Below are 18,918 nucleotides of genomic sequence, written 5' to 3' on the forward strand. Positions count from 1 at the left end.
ACCCTGAAGGAGTAGCGGCCGTGTTCCGTACCCGGTTCACCCGTCGTCTTCCGGCCGCCATAGCGGTGGCCGGCCTCGCGCTCGCCGCCGCGGCGTGCGGCGGTGAGTCGACCAACGCAGGCGCGGCGCCGGCGGCGACCGCCGACCAGCTCAACCCGAACGCCGACCTGTCGAAGCAGTCGGTCAACGTGACGGTCTGGGACGGGTACACGCCCAAGGAGCTGCCGCAGAAGGTCAAGGACAAGCTCAAGTTCCCGCTGAAGATCGCGATCCACGACACCAACGAGACCGCGATGACCAAGCTGACCGCCGGTGGCGACAGCGGCATCGACGTGGCGTTCGTGTCCGGACAGTACGCCCAGGCGCTCAACGAGCAGGGCCTGCTGGAGCCGATCCACCCCGAGCTGATCCCGAACCTGTCGAACCTCTACCCCGAGGCGACCCAGCTGTCCTACGACAAGGGCAACAAGTACTCGGTGCCCTACACCTGGGGCACGACCGGCATCTGCTACCGCAGCGACCTGGTGAAGACGCCGCCGACGAGCTGGAAGGACCTCCTGCAGCCCCCGTCGTGGGCCGACAAGAAGGTCACCATGATGACCACCGAGCGCTGGCTGGCCCTGCCCGCCCTCAAGGCGCTCGGCTACTCGGTCAACACCGACAAGGACGCCGAGATCGCCAAGGCGAAGGACCTCCTCGTCGCGGCCAAGCCGCACCTGCTCGGCTACGACGACACGACCTTCGGCGACAAGCTCAAGTCCGGCGAGGCGGTCATGGTCGAGGCGTGGGACGGCTGGTGCCCGACCACGGACGCGAAGCAGAACATCAAGTTCGCGGTGCCGAAGGAGGGCAGCGACCTCTGGGTGGACACCATGGTGATCATGAAGTCCTCCAAGAACAAGGAGGCGGCGCACGCCCTGATCAACTACATCCTCGACCCCGAGATCCACAGCTGGGCCGCTGTCAACATCAACTACAAGGTGCCCAACAAGGCCGCCATGGACAAGGTGGAGATCGCCAAGGGCTCGCTGCTGGACATCAAGCCGGCCGAGCTGCTCAATGGTGAGTCGCTCATCGACCTGGGCCAGGCGTCGGTGAAGTACACGCGCCTGGCGACCGAGATCAAGGCGCAGTCGTAGTAGCAGTGAAGTCAGAAGCTGAATCCCGGCCGGTGTCCCCTTCGAGAGGACGCCGGCTGGGTGCGTTCGTTTTCCTGTCACCCGGCCTGACGTACCTGGTCGTGCTCCTGCTGGTGCCGCTCGTGCTGGTGCTGAGTTACACGCTCTTCCAGCGCGGCCGGTTCGGCGGTGTCGTCTACGAGGTCACCGGCGAGAACTTCAGCCGCCTGATCGACCCGCTCTACCTCAGCGTGGTGGGCGCCTCCCTGAAGATCGCGGGGCTCACGACGCTGCTCGCGTTGCTGCTCGGCTACCCGACGGCGTACTTGATCGCGCAGTTGCCGCGCAAGTGGAAGACGGTCGCGCTGGTCGCCGTCGTGCTGCCGTTCTGGACGAACTTCATCATCCGCGTCTACGCCTGGATCATCCTGCTCAACGGTCCCGGCCTGCTGAACTCGGGGTTGAAGGCGCTCGGCCTGGGGCCGTACGAGCTGCTCTACAACCAGGGCGCCATTGTCCTCGGGCTGCTCTACTCCTACCTGCCACTGATGGTGCTGCCGCTCTACGCGGCGATCGAACGGCTCGACCCGCAGTTGCGCGAGGCGTCGGCGAACCTGGGCGCCTCGGCGTTCAGCACCTTCCGCAAGGTGACGCTGCCGCTGACGGTGCCGGGCGTGCTGACCGGGTGCCTGTTCGTGTTCGTGCCCAGCTTCGGCAACTTCGTCATCCCCGAGATGCTCGGCGGCGGCAAGTCGGTCATGGTGGGCAACCTGATCCGCACCGAGTTCCTGCAGGCGCGCGACTGGCCCTTCGGCTCCGCGCTGACGCTGGCCCTCGTGGCGGTCCTGGTGGTGCTGCTGATCGCGCAGTCCTGGGTGGCCCGTCGTGCGTAGGTCGAAGTGGCTGCACGTCCCGTTCTGGGCGACGTACGTCTTCCTGTACGCGCCGATCGTCGTGCTCGTCGTGATGTCGTTCAACTCCGGCAGGTCGGCCTACACCTACGAGGGCTTCAGCCTCAAGTGGTACGGCGAGCTGGCCCAGGACGAGCGCATCAGGGACGGCGTGGTCAACACGCTCATCGTGGCCGCGGGCTCGACCGTCGTGGCGACCGTGCTCGGCACGCTGCTGGCCGTCGGCCTGGCCAGGTACACCCGGTCGAAGACGCTCGACGCGCTCGCCCTGATGCCGGCCGTCCTTCCCGACCTGGTGCTGGCCATCGGGCTGCTGGTCTTCTACGGGATGATCCAGCTCACCCTGGGGCTCTACTCGGTGATCCTCGCGCACGGCGTCTTCTCGATGGCGTTCGTCGCCGCGGTGGTGCGTACGAGGCTGTCGAACACCGACACCTCACTGGAGGAGGCCTCGCGCGACCTCGGGGCGGGTCCGGTCGTCACGTTCATGAAGGTGACGCTGCCGCAGCTCACGCCCGGCATCATCGCGGGCGCGCTGCTGGCCTTCACGCTGTCGCTGGACGAGTTCGTCATCGCCTTCTTCACGATCGGCAACAACGAGCAGACGCTGCCGATCGTCATCTATTCGATGATCCGTTTCGGGGTGACCCCGAAGATCAACGCGCTGGCCGCGATCCTGCTCCTGGTGAGCTTCACCGCGGTGATCGTGGGCCAGCGGATGACCAAGATCGGGGAATCACGTGCTGAAGATTGACGGGATCACCCGGCGGTTCGGTGACGTCACCGCGCTCGACGGGGTCTCCCTGGAGATCCGCCAGGGTGAGTTCTTCGCCCTGCTGGGTCCCTCCGGCTGTGGCAAGACCACGCTGCTGCGCATCCTGGCCGGATTCGAGACGCCCGACGGCGGCACGGTGACGCTGGACGGCGAGGACCTGCTCGGCAAGCAGCCGAACCGGCGGCCGATCAGCCTGATGTTCCAGTCGTACGCGCTGTTCCCGCACATGACCGTGGCCAAGAACGTAGCCTACGGCCTGGAGCGCGAGAAGCTGCCGCGCCAGGAGATCAAGCAGCGCGTCGGCGAGGTGCTGGAGACCGTCGGCCTGTCGGACCTCGGCGGCCGCAAGCCCGCCCAGCTGTCCGGCGGTCAGCGCCAGCGCGTCGCGCTCGCCCGCTCCATCGTCAAGCGCCCGCGTCTGCTCCTGCTCGACGAGCCGCTCTCCGCGCTGGACAAGAAGGTCCGCGCCGACATGCAGCTGGAGCTCAAGCGGCTGCAGCACGAGGTCGGCATCACCTTCGTGGTCGTCACCCACGACCAGGAGGAGGCCATGTCGCTCGCCGACCGCATCGCGGTCTTCGAGCGCGGCGGCGTGCGCCAGGTGGACCAGCCCGTCGAGCTCTACGAGCGGCCCCGCACCCCCTTCGTGGCCGACTTCGTCGGCGCCAACAACCTGTTCGAGGGTACGGCCGGCGGCGCCGAGGCCCTGCGGACCGAGGACTTCGGCCTGCTGCCCGGCACCCCGCTGGAGGAGCTGGAGACCGGAGCCAAGGCGCTCCTGGGCGTCCGCCCCGAGAAGATCGAGCTGCGCGAGGAGACGGCCGCGCACGGCCTCAAGGGGACCGTGCTCGACGTCAGCTTCTACGGCGGCGTCTCCCACGTCTCGGTCGACCTGCCCGGCCGCGTCAAGCCGGTCCTGGTGGCCGTGCAGGGCGCCAGCGCCGTGGAGCAGGGCGCCAAGGTCAAGCTGCACTGGCGGCACGACGACGCCGTCATCATCCCGGCGGACCAGGGAACGACTCAGTGAGCGGCGGGCCAGGGAACGGCTCAGTGAGCGAGGCCGTGGCCCGTCGCCGTGCGCGCGTAGGACAGGATCAGCTCGGCCGCCTCCTGCGGGCCTATCACCGGGTGCCGGGCGGTGATCCGATAGCCGTAGGCGTCCTCCAGGGCCACCAGGTTGCGCGAGATCGTCAGCGAGTCGGAGCTCAGCGTGAAGACGCCCAGCGCGGCCCCCGTGTCCAGGATCGACTGGTACATCGACACCTGCCGGTCATAGAGGGACGTGAGCAGCACCCCGTAGACCCGGCTGCGCCCCGCCGCCCCGCCCAGCTCGTTGAGCAGCCGGACGTCGGGGTCGAGCGGGCCGGTCGGCAGCCCCGACCTGATCGTCATGACCAGCTTCTCCGCCGGGTCGGTGAGCGCCGAGAGCTGACGCATCCGCTGCTCGTAGAACCGCTCCATCCCGGCGTGCTGCGCCTCGACCAGCAGCTCGCTGAGGTCGGGATAGTGATACAGCACGGCGCCCGAGGTAAGCCCCGCCTCCTCGGCCACGTGCGAGAGCTGGACGCGGTCGATGCCGTGACGGATGATGGCCCGCCGGGCCGCCTCGATCAGGTCGATGCGCCGGTCGCTGCGGCTCTTTCGCTGGGTCACACTCACCGCCTTGTTCGTCTGCCGTTCAGGAAGCCGTGACCATAGTGCCTTGAAGTTGACCGGCCCGCTAGATGAGTATTTGAATTCCCCTTCAAATTGATGCCACCTCGGAGCGCGTGATGTCCCTCACCATCCTGTTCATGCCGGAAAGCGCCTACGGGCCCACGAACAACAGCATCGGCATCGGCGACATTCTCCGTCGCCGCGGTCACCGCGTCGTCTTCGCCGCCGAGGCCTCGTGGAAGGGCAAGCTCGAAGCGCTCGGCTTCGAGGAGGACCTCGTCGACCTGGCGCCGCCGGCCGAGGGCGACGAGGAGCAGGACGCGGGGCAGTTCTGGAAGGACTTCATCCGCGAGACCGCCCCGGAATACCGCAAGAGCACGCTGGAGCAGCTCGAAACGGTGACCAAGCCCATCTGGGACTCCCTCATCGAGGGCGCCAAGTACTGCGAGCCGCAGCTCAAGGCGATCATCGAACGGGTCCAGCCGGACGTCATCGTCGAGGACAACGTCATCACCTTCCCCGCGCTGCTCACGACCGGCAAGAAGTTCGTCCGCATCGTGTCCTGCAACCCGCTGGAGGTGCGTGGCGACGACGTCGCTCCGGTGTTCTCGGGTCTGCCCGCCGACCACCGCACGGAGTGGGACGCCTTCCGCGCCGAGTACGACCGTACGCACCGCGAGATCTGGAACGCCTTCAACGAGTGGTGCGTCGAGCAGGGCACCGAGCCGCTGCCCGACCTCGACTTCATCCACGAGGGCGACCTGAACCTCTACGTGTTCCCGGAGCTCCTCGACTACACCGACGCCCGCCCGCTCGGCCCCACCTGGCACCGCCTCGACTCCTCGGTACGCGAGACCGAGGAGGACTTCCAGTTGCCCTTCCAGCGCACCGGCGACGCGCTGGTCTACTTCTCGCTCGGCTCGCTCGGCTCCTCCGACGTGGAGCTGATGCAGCGGGTGATCGACGTGCTGGCCACCACCCCGCACCAGTTCATCGTCTCCAAGGGCCCGCTGCACGAGGAGATCAAGCTGGCCGACAACATGTGGGGCGCCGAGTTCCTGCCGCAGACGAAGATCATCCCGCTCTGCGACCTGGTCATCACGCACGGCGGCAACAACACCACCACCGAGGCGTTGCACTTCGGCAAGCCGATGATCCTGCTGCCGCTGTTCTGGGACCAGTACGACAACGCCCAGCGCGTGGACGAGCTCGGCTACGGCGTCCGGCTGTCGACCTACGCCTTCACCGACGAGGAGCTGACGGGCGCCCTCGACCGCCTGCTCGGCGACGAGCAGCTGCGCGCCCGGCTGGCCGCCGAGGGTGAGCGGATCCGCGGCCTCGACGGGCTGCGCAAGGCCGCCGACCTCATCGAGGAGCTGGGGCAGCCGTCCGATGCGTGAGCTGATCAACCCCGCGACGGGGCTCGTCTTCGACAAGATCCCCGACACCCCCGTCGAGGACGTGACGCGGGCCGTGGGGGCGGCGCGCGCCGCCTTCGAGGAGTGGGCGCAGGCCACCCCGGCCGAGCGGGCCCGGGTGCTGCTGCGGCTGGCCGACCTGGTCGAGGCCGACGCCGAGGAGCTGACCCGGCTGGAGGTCGAGGAGACGGGCAAGCCCGCGGCCGTCTTCAGGGACGGCGAGCTGCCGTTCGCGGCCGACAACCTGCGCTTCTTCGCCGGTGCCGCGCGCTCGCTCGAAGGGTCGGGCGCCGGGGTGTTCAGCCGCGGCTACACCTCGGTCATGCTGCGCCGCCCGGTCGGCGTGGTGGGCTCGATCGCGCCGTGGAACTTCCCGTTCGTGATGGCCGTGTGGAAGCTCGGCCCGGCCGTCGCCGCGGGCAACGCGGTGGTCATCAAGCCCGCCCCGCAGACGCCCCGCGCCACGCTGCGCCTGGCCGAGCTGTTCGCCCAGGCGGGCGCGCCGGCCGGCCTGGTACGGGTGGTCACCGGCGACGCCGAGGTGGGGGAGGCGCTGGTCACCGATCCGGGCGTGGACATGGTCAGCGTCACCGGCTCGACGGAGACCGGCCGAGCCGTCATGAGCGGCGCCGCCAAGACGCTCAAGCGGGTGCACCTGGAGCTCGGCGGCAAGGCGCCCGCGCTGGTCTTCGAGGACGCCGACCTGGAGGAGACGGCCCGCGGCGTGGCCATGGGCGCCACCTACAACACCGGCCAGGACTGCACCGCCGCCACCCGCGTCTACGTGGCCCGGCCGGTCTACGACGACGCGGTGGAGGCCATCAGGCAGACGCTCGCCGGCATCACCGTGGGCGACCCGTGGGACCCCGCCACCGACGTCGGCCCGCTGATCTCGGCGGCCCACCGCGACCGGGTGCACGGCTTCGTCGCCGGCTCCGGCGGGCGCGTCGTGCACGGCGGCGCGCCGGTCGACGGACCCGGCTTCTACTACCTTCCGACACTTGTTAACGAAGTGTCACAGAACAGCGATATCGTCCAGGGAGAGCTATTCGGTCCCGTCCTCGTGGTCCTGCCGTTCGACACCGAGGACGAGGCGGTCACGCTGGCCAACGACACGCGTTACGGTCTGGCCTCGTCCGTGTGGTCACGAGACGTTGCCAGGGCGATGCGGGTCTCGCACCGCCTCGATGTGGGTGTGACCTGGATCAACGACCACCTGCCGATAGCCAGCGAGGCCCCGCACGGCGGGGTCAAGGGCAGTGGTTTCGGCAAGGACATGAGCCAGGAGGCGGTGCAGGAGTATTCGGTGACCCGTCACCTGATGGTCAAGCACGCGGCGCCGGTGGAGCGAGACTCCTTTCGGCCCGCCTGAAAACGCGCGCGGCGAAATGCGACCTTGTGGGCACGTTTGGTCGTATTTGATGGGATATGTACGGTTGGCCGTCTGGTACGGGTTGTGTTCCAATTACCCAGCCCGCAGAAATCCCATGCGCCCCAAGCGTGTCAGATTTTCGAGCACGTAACGGCGAGAGGTTGCGAGAGTCAGTGAGGACGGATAACCCCAGGCACACCAGGTCCGGGGAGTACACAGGCGGACGGTTCCGGCTGGCGAACTGGCGCGTGCGCTCCAGGCTGGTGGCGCTGATCCTCATCCCCACGATCGTGGGTGTGCTCCTCGCCGGCGTCCAGCTCGCGAACGCCATCGGCACCAGCGCCGAGTACCGCCGGCTGACCCAGGTCGCCGAGCTGGTCCAGCGCGCCTCCGCGCTGTCGCACGAGCTCGCCAAGGAACGCACGCTCACCGCGTGGTACATGGCCGACCGCCGGCGTCCCATCCGCCTGAGCCAGCTCAAGACCCAGCGCGAGGCGTCCGACGCGGCCAAGCAGCGCGTGCTCGCCGCCACCACGTCCATCGACGCCACCCACACCACCCGCGTCCAGCAGGAGGTCGTGGAGATCCGCCGGTGGCTGACCGGACTCGATGGCCTGCGCAGGTCGATCGCGGGTGAGGCGAGCGTGCCGCCCCGAGCCGCCATCCGCACCTATTCCTCCCTGATCGAGGTCCTCGAGCGCCTCCAGAACGACCTGGGCGACGGCATCAGCGACGACGCCCTCCAGGGCGACGTGGCCGCGCTGGCCGCCCTCGACCAGACCAGGGAACAGGTGCTGCGCCAGCAGGGCATCCTCGTCGTGGCGCTGATCGAGCGGCGGCTGGACTATGACGACCTGTCCGACTTCCTCGGTTCCTGGAACAGTCAGCAACTGCAGCTGACCGCCTTCGAGCAGGAAGCCACCCGTGCGGACCTCCTGGCGTACAAGAAGGGCGTGCGCGGCCCGCAGATCGACCGCGCGGACGCGATGCGCCAGCGGGCCCTGGCCCAGCTGCGCGAGTTCAAGACCATCAGGGACCTGGACATCACGACTCGCCGTGACCTCCAGCTCTGGTACGAGAGCACCTCGCTGTCCGCCAACGCCATGCGCAAGGTCGAGGACGGCCTGACCACCAGGATCGTGGCCACCACCCGGGACCTGAGCGACACCGAGCAGCGCAACGCCATCATCTCCGGCGCGACCATCCTGGTCCTGCTGCTCCTCGTCCTGGTGATCACCACCCGGGTGGCCGGTTCGCTGGTCCGCCCGCTGCGCCGGCTGCGCGCCGAGGCGCTCCAGGTGGCCACCACCCGGCTGCCCGAGACCGTCCGCCTGCTGCGCGAGTCCGGGGACAGCGCCGAGGTGCCCGACGTACCCTCCGTCGGCGTCAACACCCGCGACGAGATCGGGGAAGTGGCCCGGGCCTTCGACGAGGTCCACCGCGAGGCGATCAGGCTGGCCGGTGACGAGGCCAAGCTGCGCGCCAACGTCAACTCGATGTTCGTCAACCTCTCCCGGCGCAGCCAGACGCTCGTCGAGCGGCAGCTGCAGCTCATCGAGGGCCTGGAGCAGGGTGAGGAGGACGAGAACCGGCTGGCGAACCTGTTCCGGCTGGACCACCTCGCCACCCGCATGCGCCGCAACAGCGAGAACCTCCTGGTCCTCGCCGGCCAGGAGGCCGCCCGCAAGTGGAGCGAGCCGGTGCCGCTGGTCGACATCGCCCGCGCCTCGCTGTCCGAGGTCGAGAACTACGAACGGGTCCAGATCCAGATCCCGTCCGGCATCGAGGTCGCCGGCCCGGCCGTCACCGACGCCGTGCACCTGCTCGCCGAGCTGATCGAGAACGCCATCTCCTTCTCCCCGCGCGAGAGCAAGGTCCAGGTCACCAGCTCGCCCATCGAGGGCGGCGTCCAGGTGACGATCACCGACCTGGGCATCGGCATGTCGGCCGACGAGCTGGCCGAGGCCAACTGGCGGCTGGCCAACCCGCCGGTGGTCGACGTGGCCGTCTCGCGCCGCATGGGCCTGTTCGTGGTCGGCCGCCTGGCGCTGCGCCACGGCATCAGGGTCCAGCTCGGGATGCGGGACGCGGGCGGCCTGGCCGCGCTCGTCATGCTGCCCGACATGCTCCTCGGTGGCGGTGCCACCGGCGGGGTGCCCCAGCAGCGCGGCCAGTACGAAGCCTTCACCAACTTCGACCCGAGCCAGCTGGAGCCGTCCTCGACGAACGGCTCGGGCGTCTACGCCGCGCCCCAGGGCACTATCGACACCCCCGACATCCGCGACGACGCGCCGGTCGACACGCAGTGGCCGGGCACGCTGCCCGTGCCGGGCGGTGGCGGCAACTGGCCGCCGTTCGGCGAGGAGCAGCCGCCGAGGCAGCAGCCCGACGAGCAGCGCTGGCCGTCGTTCGCCGAGGAGCCGCCCGCGGCCGCCGCCCCGGGCGAGCAGCGCTGGCCCTCCTTTGCCGAGGAGGCGCCGCGGCAGGACGAGCAGCGCTGGCCCTCCTTCGCCACCGAGCCGCCGCCTCCGGCGCAGGACGAGCCGCGCTGGCCGTCCTTCGCCACGGAGCCGCCCCCGCCTTCGTCCTCGGAGGAGACGCGCTGGCCGTCCTTCGGCTCGGCCGAGGAGCTGCCGCCCAGGTCGCCGTTCGTCGAGCTGCCCAAGCCGTTCGACGCCGAGCCGCGGCCGGCGTACGGGTTCGAGGAGCAGCGCTGGCCGTCGTTCGCCGACTCGCCGATCCCGCCCGTCGAGCCCTTCACGCACAACGGCCGCGGCGCCTTCAACCCCTTCGGTCCCGGCGAGTACTCCTCCAAGGACTTGACCGGCCCGCTCCCGGCGGTGCGCAACAACTCGCCGCTGGAGCAGAGCGACGACTTCCTGCCGATCTTCTCCTCGGTCGGCTCCGACTGGTTCCGCAGGCCGGAGCCGGAGCCCGAGCCGATCAAGCCGGAGCCGGAGCAGTACTCCGAGATCTCCGCGCAGGAGGAGACGCAGATCGGGGGCATACCGGCCGTGCCGCCGATCGGCCAGCTCCCGCAGCAGCCCGCCGCGCAGCCCTATGCCCAGCCTTACGCTCAGCTACCCGTGCCTCCCGCGCCCGCCGCGCCTCCGCCGGTCGCCGCGTCTGCCGCCTCCGCCGGGACGTCGGACAAGCCCTCGCTGCCGCAACGCGTGCCGGGCCAGTCCGGCGCGGGCTCGACGTGGTCCTCGCCCGCCGACACCGGCTGGCAGGCCGCGCAGGCCGCCGCCGAGCCGGCGATGGGCGGCACGACGGCCTCTGGCCTGCCGCGGCGCGTGCCGAAGGCCAACCTGGTTCCCGGTACGGCCAGCCTGGCCGAGCCGCAGGCGACGTCACCGGCGCCACAGATCTCTCCCGATCGATTGCGGAGCCGGCTGTCCAGCTTCCAGCAGGGGGTACGGCAAGGCCGCGCGTTCACCCGCGGAGAAGACAATGAGGAGGAGCAATGAGAGAACTGAGCCAGGGAGCGCGTGGCATCAGCTGGCTGATCACCGATTTCGTCAATAACGTGCCTGGAGTCGCGCACACCGTGGTGGTGTCGTCCGACGGCTTGCCGCTGGCTTTCTCCGAGGGTTTTCCCAAGGACCGGGCCGACCAGCTGGCCGCGGTCGCCTCGGGTGTGATCAGCCTGACGCAGGGCGCGGCTCGTGTGTTCGAAGGCGGTATGGTCACCCAGACCGTCATCGAGATGCAGCGCGGACTCCTGATGATCATGTCCATCAGCGATGGCTCCTGCCTCGCTGTGCTCGCCGCGCCCGATTGTGACATGGGCCTGGTCGCGTACCAGATGACGCTGCTCGTGGAGCGGGCGGGCCAGGTGCTCACCCCGGCCGTGCGCGCCGAGCTGCAGGCGTCCCGCCCGCGTTAGTGGGACGGTGACAGGAGAAGAACATGATGTCAGGTCAGGGTTGGGCTGGTGATAGCACTCCGCCGCATCCGTCGGCGCCGCGTCCGCAGAAGCCGAGCTCCCTTGTCCGGCCATATGCCGTGACAGGGGGCCGCACGGCCCCACGGATGAAGTTCGCCATGGAGGCCCTCGTGTCCTCCGTGACCTCGGAATATAAAGACATTTCACTATTAAGTCCGGAGTATCAGGCGATCATTCAGCTAACCCGGAACGTCAGGTCGGTTGCCGAGATCTCCGCCCTTTTACGGCAGCCTCTTGGGGTGGTCCGGGTGCTGATCGCCGACATGGCGTCGGAGGGCCTGATCCGCGTGCACCAGCCTGCGCTGGACGCGGGAAAGCCGGACCTCAACTTGCTCGAAAGGGTGCTCAGTGGACTTCGCAGGCTCTAGCCCCGGCCTAACCTCGACGAAGATCGTCGTGGCCGGCGGCTTCGGCGTGGGCAAGACGACGTTCGTGGGTGCGGTCTCGGAGATTCTGCCGCTCACCACGGAGGCGGTGATGACGGACGCGTCGGCGGGTGTCGACGACGTCTCTCTCACGCCCAACAAGACGACCACGACCGTGGCGATGGACTTCGGCCGGGTCTCGCTCGACCGTGACCTGATCCTCTATCTGTTCGGTACGCCCGGACAGCACCGGTTCTGGTTCATGTGGGATGACCTGGTGCGTGGTGCGATCGGCGCGGTGGTGCTGGTGGACACGCGGCGGCTGGCTGACAGCTTCCCCGCGATCGACTACTTCGAAGAGGCCAAACTCCCCTTCGTCATCGGCATCAACGGCTGGGACGGCAACTTCCAGCACCAGCAGGAGGAGATCCGGGAGGCGTTGTCACTCAACCCGCACACCCCGATCGTCCGCCTGGACGCCCGAGTCAGGGACTCGGTGAAGGGCACGCTGATCACGCTGGTCGAACACGCCCTGACCCGCCACTCCCACACTCCGGCCTGACTTCCTCTGCACCAGTGCCGCCGGGCTGGACGCCCGGCGGCACTGGTGGTTCGGCCTGTGTTCCAGTTATGGGTGCGCCCTCAGACGGACGCGTCTTACAGAGACGCGCTCGGTCTGAGGGCGTACAGAGACGCGCTCAGACGGAGGCCACGCCGCGCACCAGACGCCCCACCTCGGCACGCAGGTGGACGAAGTCCGGGTGCTCGCGGGAGCTGATCTGGTCACGGGGACTGGGCAGCTCCACCTTCAGGTCGCCCACGACGTGCGCGGGCGCCTTGGACAGCACGACGACCCGGTCACCCACGTACACGCTCTCGTCGATGTCGTGCGTGATGAGCACGATCGTCATCTGGTGGTGCCCGCGTACCTTCAGCACGAGGTCTTCGAGGTCCTCACGCGTCTGCGCGTCGACCGAGCCGAACGGCTCGTCCATGAGCATCAGCGCCGGCCGGTAGGCCAGCGCGCGGGCGATCGACACCCGCTGCTGCATGCCGCCCGACAGCTGGAACGGATACTTGCGACCGGCCTCCGCCAGCCCCACCGACTCCAGCGCCTCGTGCGCCGCCTCGCGGCGCTGCTGCTTGGTCATGTCCTTGCGACGCAGCGGCAGCGCGACGTTGTCGGCCACCGACATCCACGGGAACAGTGACCGGCTGTAGTCCTGGAAGACGACGGCCAGGTTGGCGGGCGTCTGGCGGACCAGCTCGCCCTGGACCTTGATGGCGCCGCCCGTGGGCTTGATCAGGCCCGCGATGGAGCGCAGGAGCGTCGACTTGCCGCACCCGGAGGGCCCGACGATGCACAGCAGCTCGCCCTCGGCGACGCTCAGGTTCAGGCCGTCGATGGCGTGGTGCCGTGTCGGGCCCTCGCCGTAGACGTGCGTGAGGTTGTCTATCTCAAGCAAGGGGTTTCCTTTCAGCCCAGCGGCCGGGAGATGTACTGGCCCATCGGACGACCCACGATCTTGCCCGCGTCGAGGACGTGGTTGCCTCTGACGAACGTGTCGGTGACCTTCGCGCTCAGCTCGAAGCCCTCGAATGGGGTGTACTCCTGCGTCGACTCCGACTCGGCGGCCCGGACGGTCCACGTGCTGCCGGTGTCGACCAGGCAGAAGTCGGCGTCGAAGCCGGGCGCGATGGTGCCCTTGCTCCGCAGGCCGTACCTGCGGGCGGGGTTCCAGGAGGTGAGGGCGGCGATGCGCCCGTAGGACAGGCCGCGGCGGCGGCCCTCGGTGATCAGGCCGGGCAGCAGGTATTCGGCGCCGCCGAACCCGGCCTTGGCCAGGAACACGTCGTCGGCCTGAGCGCCGAACTTGAGCTCCTCCCGGCAGCAGGCGTGGTCGCTGACCACCCAGTCGACGGTGCCGTCGAGCACGTACTCCCACAGCGCCTCGACATCCTCGCGCGGCCTGATGGGCGGGTTCACCTTGGCGCCGATCCCGTTGGCCGTCTCGATGTCGGCGAGAAGATGCCCGATCGTGACCTCGCGGCGGAAGTCGATGTGCGGGAAGGTCTTGGCCATCCGCACGGCCGCGTCGAGTGCCTTGCGCGAGGACAGGTGGAGCAGGTTGATGTTGGCCAGGCCGGTCTCGTGGGCGAGATAGGAGGCGATGAAGACCGCCAGCCCCTCGGAGTGCGGCGGCCGGGAGGCGCTGTAGGCGGCCAGGCCGCTGAGGTCGCCGGCCTCCTCCACCAGCTTGGTGTAGGCGGTCATGATCTCGGCGGTCTCACAATGTAGCGACAGTGAGATCTCGTCGGCCAGGTGCGGGAAGCGTTCGCGGGCCTCCTGCACGCCACGCATCACGAACTCGAAGTGCCCGTAGTCGTAGCGCTCGCCCTCGGGCAGCATCAGGAACTTGCTCTGGTCGGCCGAGCGCCCGTGCAGCCCGTGGCCGCCGTAGAACATGAAGATCTTGAACGACGAGACCCCGAACTTCTCCACCAGGTCGGGCAGCTCGCCGATGTGCGTGCTCGACATGGGCGCGAGGTGGAAGCCGTAGTCGATGTAGGCCTGTCCCTCGGCCTGCCTGCGCACCTCGGGGAAGAACTCCGCGTACGAACCGCCTCTGTTGAGGTAGTACTGGCCGGTCCGCATGTAGGTGAGCGCCGTGGTGACGCCGCCCTGGGCGCTGGCCATGCTCTCCGAGGCGGTGTCCTCGGGCAGCGGGTTGTAGATGCCCCAATGCTGGTGGGCGTCCACGACGCCCGGGAAGGCCAGCTTCCCGTCGCCGTCGAGCACCTCCTCGACGCCCTCGGCGGACAGGCCGGCCCCCACCTGCTCGATGCGCCCGCCGGTCACGGCGATGTCCGCGACGACCGGTTCGTCTCGGTCGTGCGTAACAATACGCACGTTCTTCAGCAACAGGTCAGTCACATCCGCCTCCTACGCGGTACGGCGAGCGCCACGGTGCCACGTGAGCATCCGGCGTTCGACCATGAGGAACAGGGTGTTGAGTACGTAACCGAGCACTCCGAGCACGACCACTCCTCCCCAGAGGGCCGGCATGTCGGAGCGGTCGCTCGCGCTGGCCAGCAGGTAACCGATGCCGTCGGTGGCGCCTTTGAGCTCGGAGACGATCATGAGGATCAGCGCCAGCGAGACGCTCAGCCGCAGACCAGCGAAGATCTTCGGTGAGGCGGCGGGCAGGATGATCCGGACCAGGCGCAGGCTCGCTGGGACGCCGAAGACGGTTGCGGTCTCAATCTGGAGACGATCCACGTTACGCGCGCCATCGATTGAATTCAGCAGGATCGGCCAGATGACGCCGAAGACGATCGTCGCCACCTGGACCTGCGTGCCCATGGTGAAGAGCACCAGGAACACGGGGAACATCACAGGTGGCGGCACGGCCCGGGCGAACTCCACCAGCGGGTCGATGTAGTCGGACAGCCAGGCGGTCCTGCCGATCGCGACACCGAGTGCTATCCCGAGGGCCACGGCCACGCTCCACGAGCCGACCAGCCTGATGATGCTGGGGACGAAGTTGTCCACCGCCTCGTCGGTGAGGATGAGGGGCCCGGAGAACCACATCTCGTACATGCGCGCCACGATGACCGTGGGGCGGGGCATGAAGGGGTCGTCCACCGCCCTGGTGATCAGCTCCCACGCGACGAGGGCCACCGGCACCAGCCAGAGCCGTTTGACCAGGGTTTTGATCATGCGTTCCGCCACTTGAACAGCCGCCGCTCGGCACGCAGCAGCAGGGTGTTGACGACCAGTCCGATGGCGCCCGACCACACCAGCACGGCGATCACGTCGACCATCGCCGAATCGTCCAGGGCGGTGCTCGCCTGGATGAGGAAGGCGCCGATCCCGCCGGCGCCGCCGACGACGTACTCCACGCTGATGGCCAGGATGAGCGTGATCGAGGCGGCCAGCCGGATGCCGGTGAAGATGAACGGCGCGGCGCTCGGCAGCGACACCCGCCAGACGACGGCCGCGGAGCCGAAGCTGAAGGAGCGCAGCGTCTCCGCGGCCAGCGGGTCGACGTCGCGCACGCCGTAGAGCGTGTTGATGAGGATCGGCCAGGACGCGGCGTAGACGATGAGCGCGACCTTGGCGTTGATGTCGGGCTGGAACAGGAACAACGCCAGCGGGATCAGCGCCACCGAGGGGATGGGACGCAGGAACTCGACGATCGCCCGGGTCATCTCCTCCACGACGGGAACGGTCCCAAGAAGCAGCCCTACGGGGACGGCCAGCAGGATGGCCAGCGGCAGGCCGATGACGGCGGCGAGCATCGTGGAGCTCAGGTCGGCGAGATATTCGGGGTCGAACGCCAGGCCGACCACTCTGGCCAGGCAGGTAGAGGCCGGGGGCAGCCATTCGACCAGGCCGGTCCTGCTGGCGAGCTCCCAGACAAGCAGAAAAACCGCCACGCCGATGGCGTGGCGGATGAGCTTTCCGACCCTGGCGCGGGCGAGCGTGGTACGCCCGCCCCGCGTCAGTGTTGTGGCAGCGGTCATCCCTGCGACGTAACGATCATCGAGGAGACGTCGATCTTGTTCTTGATGAAGCCGTACTCGGCCATCAGGTCAGCCACCCGCTGAATGCGCTGGGCGTTCAGTGAGGTCGGGTAGTTGCCCAGGTTGATCGTGGCAGCGGTCGCGGCCGGGATCTGGGTGAAGGTCGGCAGGATCTTCGTCACGGCGCTGCGGTCGGTGGCGGCGACGTTCTGCGCCTTCGCCATCGCCCGCTGGAAGGCGGCCATCGTCTTGGGGTTCTTGCCGATCCACTTCTCCGTGGCCGCCCAGCCCGTGATCGGCAGGCTGTCCGTGGGGCCGGACATCGTGTCGAGCAGCATCGTCGCGCCGTCTTGGTTCTTGGCCTGGCTGACGTACGGGTCGGTCATCCAGACGGCGTCCACGGCACCGCTCTTCAGCGACTTGAGCCAGTCGGTGCTCGGCACGACGACGTACTTGACGTCCTTGGTGGGGTCGAGTCCGGCGATCTTGAGGTGGGGGTTCATGGTGAGAACACCCAGGCCGACGAGCGCGTTGACGCCGATCTTCTTGCCCTTGAGGTCACCGACGCTCTTGATGGGCGAGTTCTTCGACACCATCACGCCGAAGGCCCCCGCAGCTCCCTGGTAGGAGTCCGCGATGTACTTGAACTTCTCCAGCCCCTGGGACTGGATGGACAAGATGGTGGCGTAGCTGCCCAGCACCACGTCCATGCTGCCGTTGGCGAGCTTGGGCAGTACGGCCTGCGGAGCCTGGATGGCCTCCGTCTTGACATTGAGGCCCTGCTCCTTGAAGAAGCCGCGCTCGATCGCGATGAACAGCGGGGCGGCGTCCGCCCCGGGGTACTCGCCGATCAGGAGTTCTGTCTTCTCAAGACCGTTGGCATTCGAGGCGCCTCCGGTCTTGCTATCTGAGCTGGAACACCCCGTAATGACAAGGGTGGCCACAAGTCCAATCAGGGCGGTGCGCCCTAGTGCACCGAACCTCATGTCGCGTCTCCTTCGAACGGGGGGTGATCGACGACGGTCGCACCCTAGCGCAGCTAACTCTTGCGCATGGTCCCCCGATTCTGGAAATTACCAATATATATACGGAAATGATGATCACAATGTACGTTTGGGATGATTGTCCGAATCAAGGAGGTGGCAGCCCGGCATCCACCAGGAGGATGTGGCATTTGTCCGGGTTTGGCATGTTCTGCGAAGAGATGGGTTGACTGCGACCTTTGCGGTATTGGCCGATCTCCTGTTGTTGTGCTCAAATAAGCTCTCGCCCCATGGGTGCGTCGGCGTCACACGGCAAACACAATGCATGACGTGATCCTCTTGCACCAGACCATCAGAGGAGAGGTTGCGGAGGCCAGTGAGGAACGCATTCCCCCCAGCAGGTGGGGATCCCGGCTTAACTGCTGAAGCGCCCGCTCCTGCGGCACTTCACGCCAAGTCAAAGCCCAAAGCACGGGCCGGGCGTGCGAAGAAGACGGGCGGCCTCGCGCTGCGCAACTGGCGCGTGCGCTCGAAGCTGCTCGTTCTGGTTGTCATTCCCACCTTGGCGGCCCTGGTTCTGGGCGGCTTCCGCGTAGCCACCTCGATCAGCAGCGCCACCGAGTACGAGAAGGTCAACGAGGTCGCCGTTCTGGCGAGCCAGCTGACCGCGCTCGCCCACGAGGTCGAGCTCGAACGCGACCTCACCGCCAGCTTCGTCGCCCTCGGGCGCAGGAGCAGCGGCAAGGCCGACGTCGACGCCCAATACAGCACGGTCAACAAGCTTCGCGACAGCGTACGTGGCCCGGTCGACGCGCTCGCCGCTTCTGACAGCCCCCAGCGCGCGCAGGCCATCCGCATCAAGAACCGTCTGATCGAGCTCGACCAGTCACGCAAGACCGCGGTGGACTCGCAACTGAACGTCGGCTCCGTCATCGAGCTGTATGACCGGAGCATCTCCGACTTCATCGGGCTCAACGACAACATCGACCTGGGTGCCGCTGACAAGGAGCTCGCCGACAGCGTCTCCGGCTTCGCCGCTCTGTCCAGGGCCAAGCAGTTCCTCTCCACCCAGCGCGCGCTCCTGGTGGCCGCGCTGGCCGCCAGGCGATTCAGCAAGGACGAGCTCGACTCCTTCATCGCCGCGCGCGCCCAGCGCAACAGCGAGCTGGCGACGTTCAGGGCCCAGGTGCCGCTGAACATCCGCCAGGCGTACGACGACGTCGTCAGTGGTTCGGCCGTCGACAAGTCCGAGCTGATCCAGGCCCGCGCCCTGTTCCTGCAGGACTCGGGGGCGCAGCTGGTCGACCCTGAGGTCGGCCTCCAGCGCGACGGCGATGAATGGCTCAAGGCCGTGGGCAAGGCCATCGACGGCATGCGCAAGATCGAACAGCAGGTCTCCGACTCGATCCTGCTGCGCAGCCGCACCCTGCAGGGCCAGGAGCAGCAGGGTGCGATGATCATCGCGATCGCGATCGCCATCCTGTTGATCCTGGTGCTGGTGATCACCTCGTTCATGGCGCGCTCGCTCAGCGGCCCGCTGCGCCGGCTGCGCAGGGAGGCGCTGTTCATCGCCAGCCGCCGCCTGCCGGAGACGGTCCAGCAGCTGCGCGAGTCCGAGGCGAGCGGCCCGATGGAGGTCGAGCCGATCGGCGTCATGTCCCAGGACGAGATCGGTGAAGTCGCGCGGGCGTTCGACGAGGTACACCGGGAAGCGGTACGGCTGGCGGGCGAGGAGTCCCGACTCCGTAGCAACGTCAACGCGATGTTCGTCAACCTGTCTCGCCGAAGCCAGACGCTGGTCGAGCGGCAGATCACCCTCATCGACGGGCTGGAGCAGGGCGAGC

Annotated in this window: 17 protein-coding genes; 11 read left to right on the forward strand and 6 right to left on the reverse strand. The window is 68.1% G+C overall.

Annotation, left to right across the window (positions count from 1 at the left end; all coding sequences use genetic code 11):
- The first annotated feature begins 20 nt into the window (after positions 1 to 20).
- The 4 genes from AB0J16_RS11870 to AB0J16_RS11885 are packed head-to-tail and all read left to right on the forward strand — an operon-like array spanning position 21 to position 3,831.
- The gene (locus AB0J16_RS11870; protein ID WP_358537526.1) at positions 21 to 1,139 is read left to right on the forward strand and encodes a spermidine/putrescine ABC transporter substrate-binding protein; all 1,119 of its coding nucleotides are present in this window, start codon (positions 21 to 23) and stop codon (positions 1,137 to 1,139) included.
- Between the two features lie 32 nt (positions 1,140 to 1,171).
- Positions 1,172 to 2,011 (forward strand): ABC transporter permease, encoded by an 840-nt coding sequence (locus AB0J16_RS11875; protein ID WP_357942911.1) that lies wholly within the window; start codon positions 1,172 to 1,174, stop codon positions 2,009 to 2,011.
- Positions 2,004 to 2,783 (forward strand): ABC transporter permease, encoded by a 780-nt coding sequence (locus AB0J16_RS11880; RefSeq protein WP_358537529.1) that lies wholly within the window; start codon positions 2,004 to 2,006, stop codon positions 2,781 to 2,783. The genes AB0J16_RS11875 and AB0J16_RS11880 overlap by 8 nt, the downstream gene beginning before the upstream one ends.
- Entirely contained in the window at positions 2,770 to 3,831 is a 1,062-nt protein-coding gene (locus tag AB0J16_RS11885) for an ABC transporter ATP-binding protein (protein WP_358537532.1), read from the forward strand. Before AB0J16_RS11880 ends, AB0J16_RS11885 begins: the two co-directional genes overlap by 14 nt.
- Before the next feature lie 20 nt (positions 3,832 to 3,851).
- Here the strand turns inward: AB0J16_RS11885 and AB0J16_RS11890 are convergent, their stop codons facing one another.
- Complete coding sequence (locus AB0J16_RS11890) at positions 3,852 to 4,457, reverse strand: helix-turn-helix domain-containing protein (protein WP_358427410.1); 606 nt, start codon at positions 4,455 to 4,457, stop codon at positions 3,852 to 3,854.
- 119 nt (positions 4,458 to 4,576) lie between these two features.
- On the opposite strand from AB0J16_RS11890, the gene AB0J16_RS11895 reads away from it, so the two are divergent.
- From AB0J16_RS11895 to AB0J16_RS11920, 6 genes are all read left to right on the forward strand, one after another.
- On the forward strand, positions 4,577 to 5,860 hold the full coding sequence (locus tag AB0J16_RS11895; protein ID WP_358537534.1) for a glycosyltransferase: 1,284 nt from the start codon (positions 4,577 to 4,579) through the stop codon (positions 5,858 to 5,860).
- The gene (locus AB0J16_RS11900) at positions 5,853 to 7,250 is read left to right on the forward strand and encodes an aminobutyraldehyde dehydrogenase (RefSeq protein WP_358537535.1); all 1,398 of its coding nucleotides are present in this window, start codon (positions 5,853 to 5,855) and stop codon (positions 7,248 to 7,250) included. The genes AB0J16_RS11895 and AB0J16_RS11900 overlap by 8 nt, the downstream gene beginning before the upstream one ends.
- A 173-nt stretch (positions 7,251 to 7,423) precedes the next feature.
- A complete protein-coding gene (locus AB0J16_RS11905) occupies positions 7,424 to 10,720 on the forward strand; it encodes a nitrate- and nitrite sensing domain-containing protein (protein WP_358537537.1) in 3,297 nt (1,098 codons plus the stop codon).
- A 5-nt stretch (positions 10,721 to 10,725) separates the two neighbouring features.
- Complete coding sequence (locus AB0J16_RS11910) at positions 10,726 to 11,139, forward strand: roadblock/LC7 domain-containing protein (RefSeq protein ID WP_214641718.1); 414 nt, start codon at positions 10,726 to 10,728, stop codon at positions 11,137 to 11,139.
- A gap of 26 nt (positions 11,140 to 11,165) precedes the next feature.
- Positions 11,166 to 11,567: a DUF742 domain-containing protein gene (locus tag AB0J16_RS11915; protein WP_225290601.1), complete on the forward strand. Its 402-nt coding sequence runs from the start codon at positions 11,166 to 11,168 to the stop codon at positions 11,565 to 11,567.
- Positions 11,548 to 12,126: an ATP/GTP-binding protein gene (locus tag AB0J16_RS11920; RefSeq protein ID WP_357646440.1), complete on the forward strand. Its 579-nt coding sequence runs from the start codon at positions 11,548 to 11,550 to the stop codon at positions 12,124 to 12,126. The genes AB0J16_RS11915 and AB0J16_RS11920 overlap by 20 nt, the downstream gene beginning before the upstream one ends.
- Positions 12,127 to 12,262: 136 nt before the next feature.
- Here AB0J16_RS11920 and AB0J16_RS11925 read toward each other — a convergent pair whose 3' ends face one another.
- The 5 genes from AB0J16_RS11925 to AB0J16_RS11945 are packed head-to-tail and all read right to left on the reverse strand — an operon-like array spanning position 12,263 to position 17,077.
- Positions 12,263 to 13,030, reverse strand: a complete 768-nt coding sequence (locus AB0J16_RS11925; protein ID WP_357942924.1) for an ABC transporter ATP-binding protein — start codon at positions 13,028 to 13,030, stop codon at positions 12,263 to 12,265.
- Between the two features lie 11 nt (positions 13,031 to 13,041).
- A complete protein-coding gene (locus AB0J16_RS11930; RefSeq protein ID WP_358537540.1) occupies positions 13,042 to 14,499 on the reverse strand; it encodes a dihydroorotase family protein in 1,458 nt (485 codons plus the stop codon).
- Positions 14,500 to 14,508: 9 nt separating this feature from the next.
- Positions 14,509 to 15,285 carry an ABC transporter permease gene (locus AB0J16_RS11935; protein WP_357942928.1) on the reverse strand — a complete coding sequence of 259 codons (777 nt, stop codon included), beginning with the start codon at positions 15,283 to 15,285 and terminating at the stop codon, positions 14,509 to 14,511.
- Complete coding sequence (locus tag AB0J16_RS11940) at positions 15,282 to 16,091, reverse strand: ABC transporter permease subunit (RefSeq protein WP_358537543.1); 810 nt, start codon at positions 16,089 to 16,091, stop codon at positions 15,282 to 15,284. The genes AB0J16_RS11935 and AB0J16_RS11940 overlap by 4 nt, the downstream gene beginning before the upstream one ends.
- Complete coding sequence (locus AB0J16_RS11945; protein ID WP_358537545.1) at positions 16,088 to 17,077, reverse strand: ABC transporter substrate-binding protein; 990 nt, start codon at positions 17,075 to 17,077, stop codon at positions 16,088 to 16,090. Before AB0J16_RS11945 ends, AB0J16_RS11940 begins: the two co-directional genes overlap by 4 nt.
- Positions 17,078 to 17,636: 559 nt before the next feature.
- Here AB0J16_RS11945 and AB0J16_RS11950 point away from each other — a divergent pair.
- Positions 17,637 to 18,918: nitrate- and nitrite sensing domain-containing protein (locus AB0J16_RS11950; RefSeq protein ID WP_358537547.1), on the forward strand; the 1,282-nt coding region annotated here is incomplete at its 3' end.

This window comes from Nonomuraea sp. NPDC049750, from assembly GCF_040659625.1.
Classification (GTDB): Bacteria; Actinomycetota; Actinomycetes; order Streptosporangiales; family Streptosporangiaceae; genus Nonomuraea.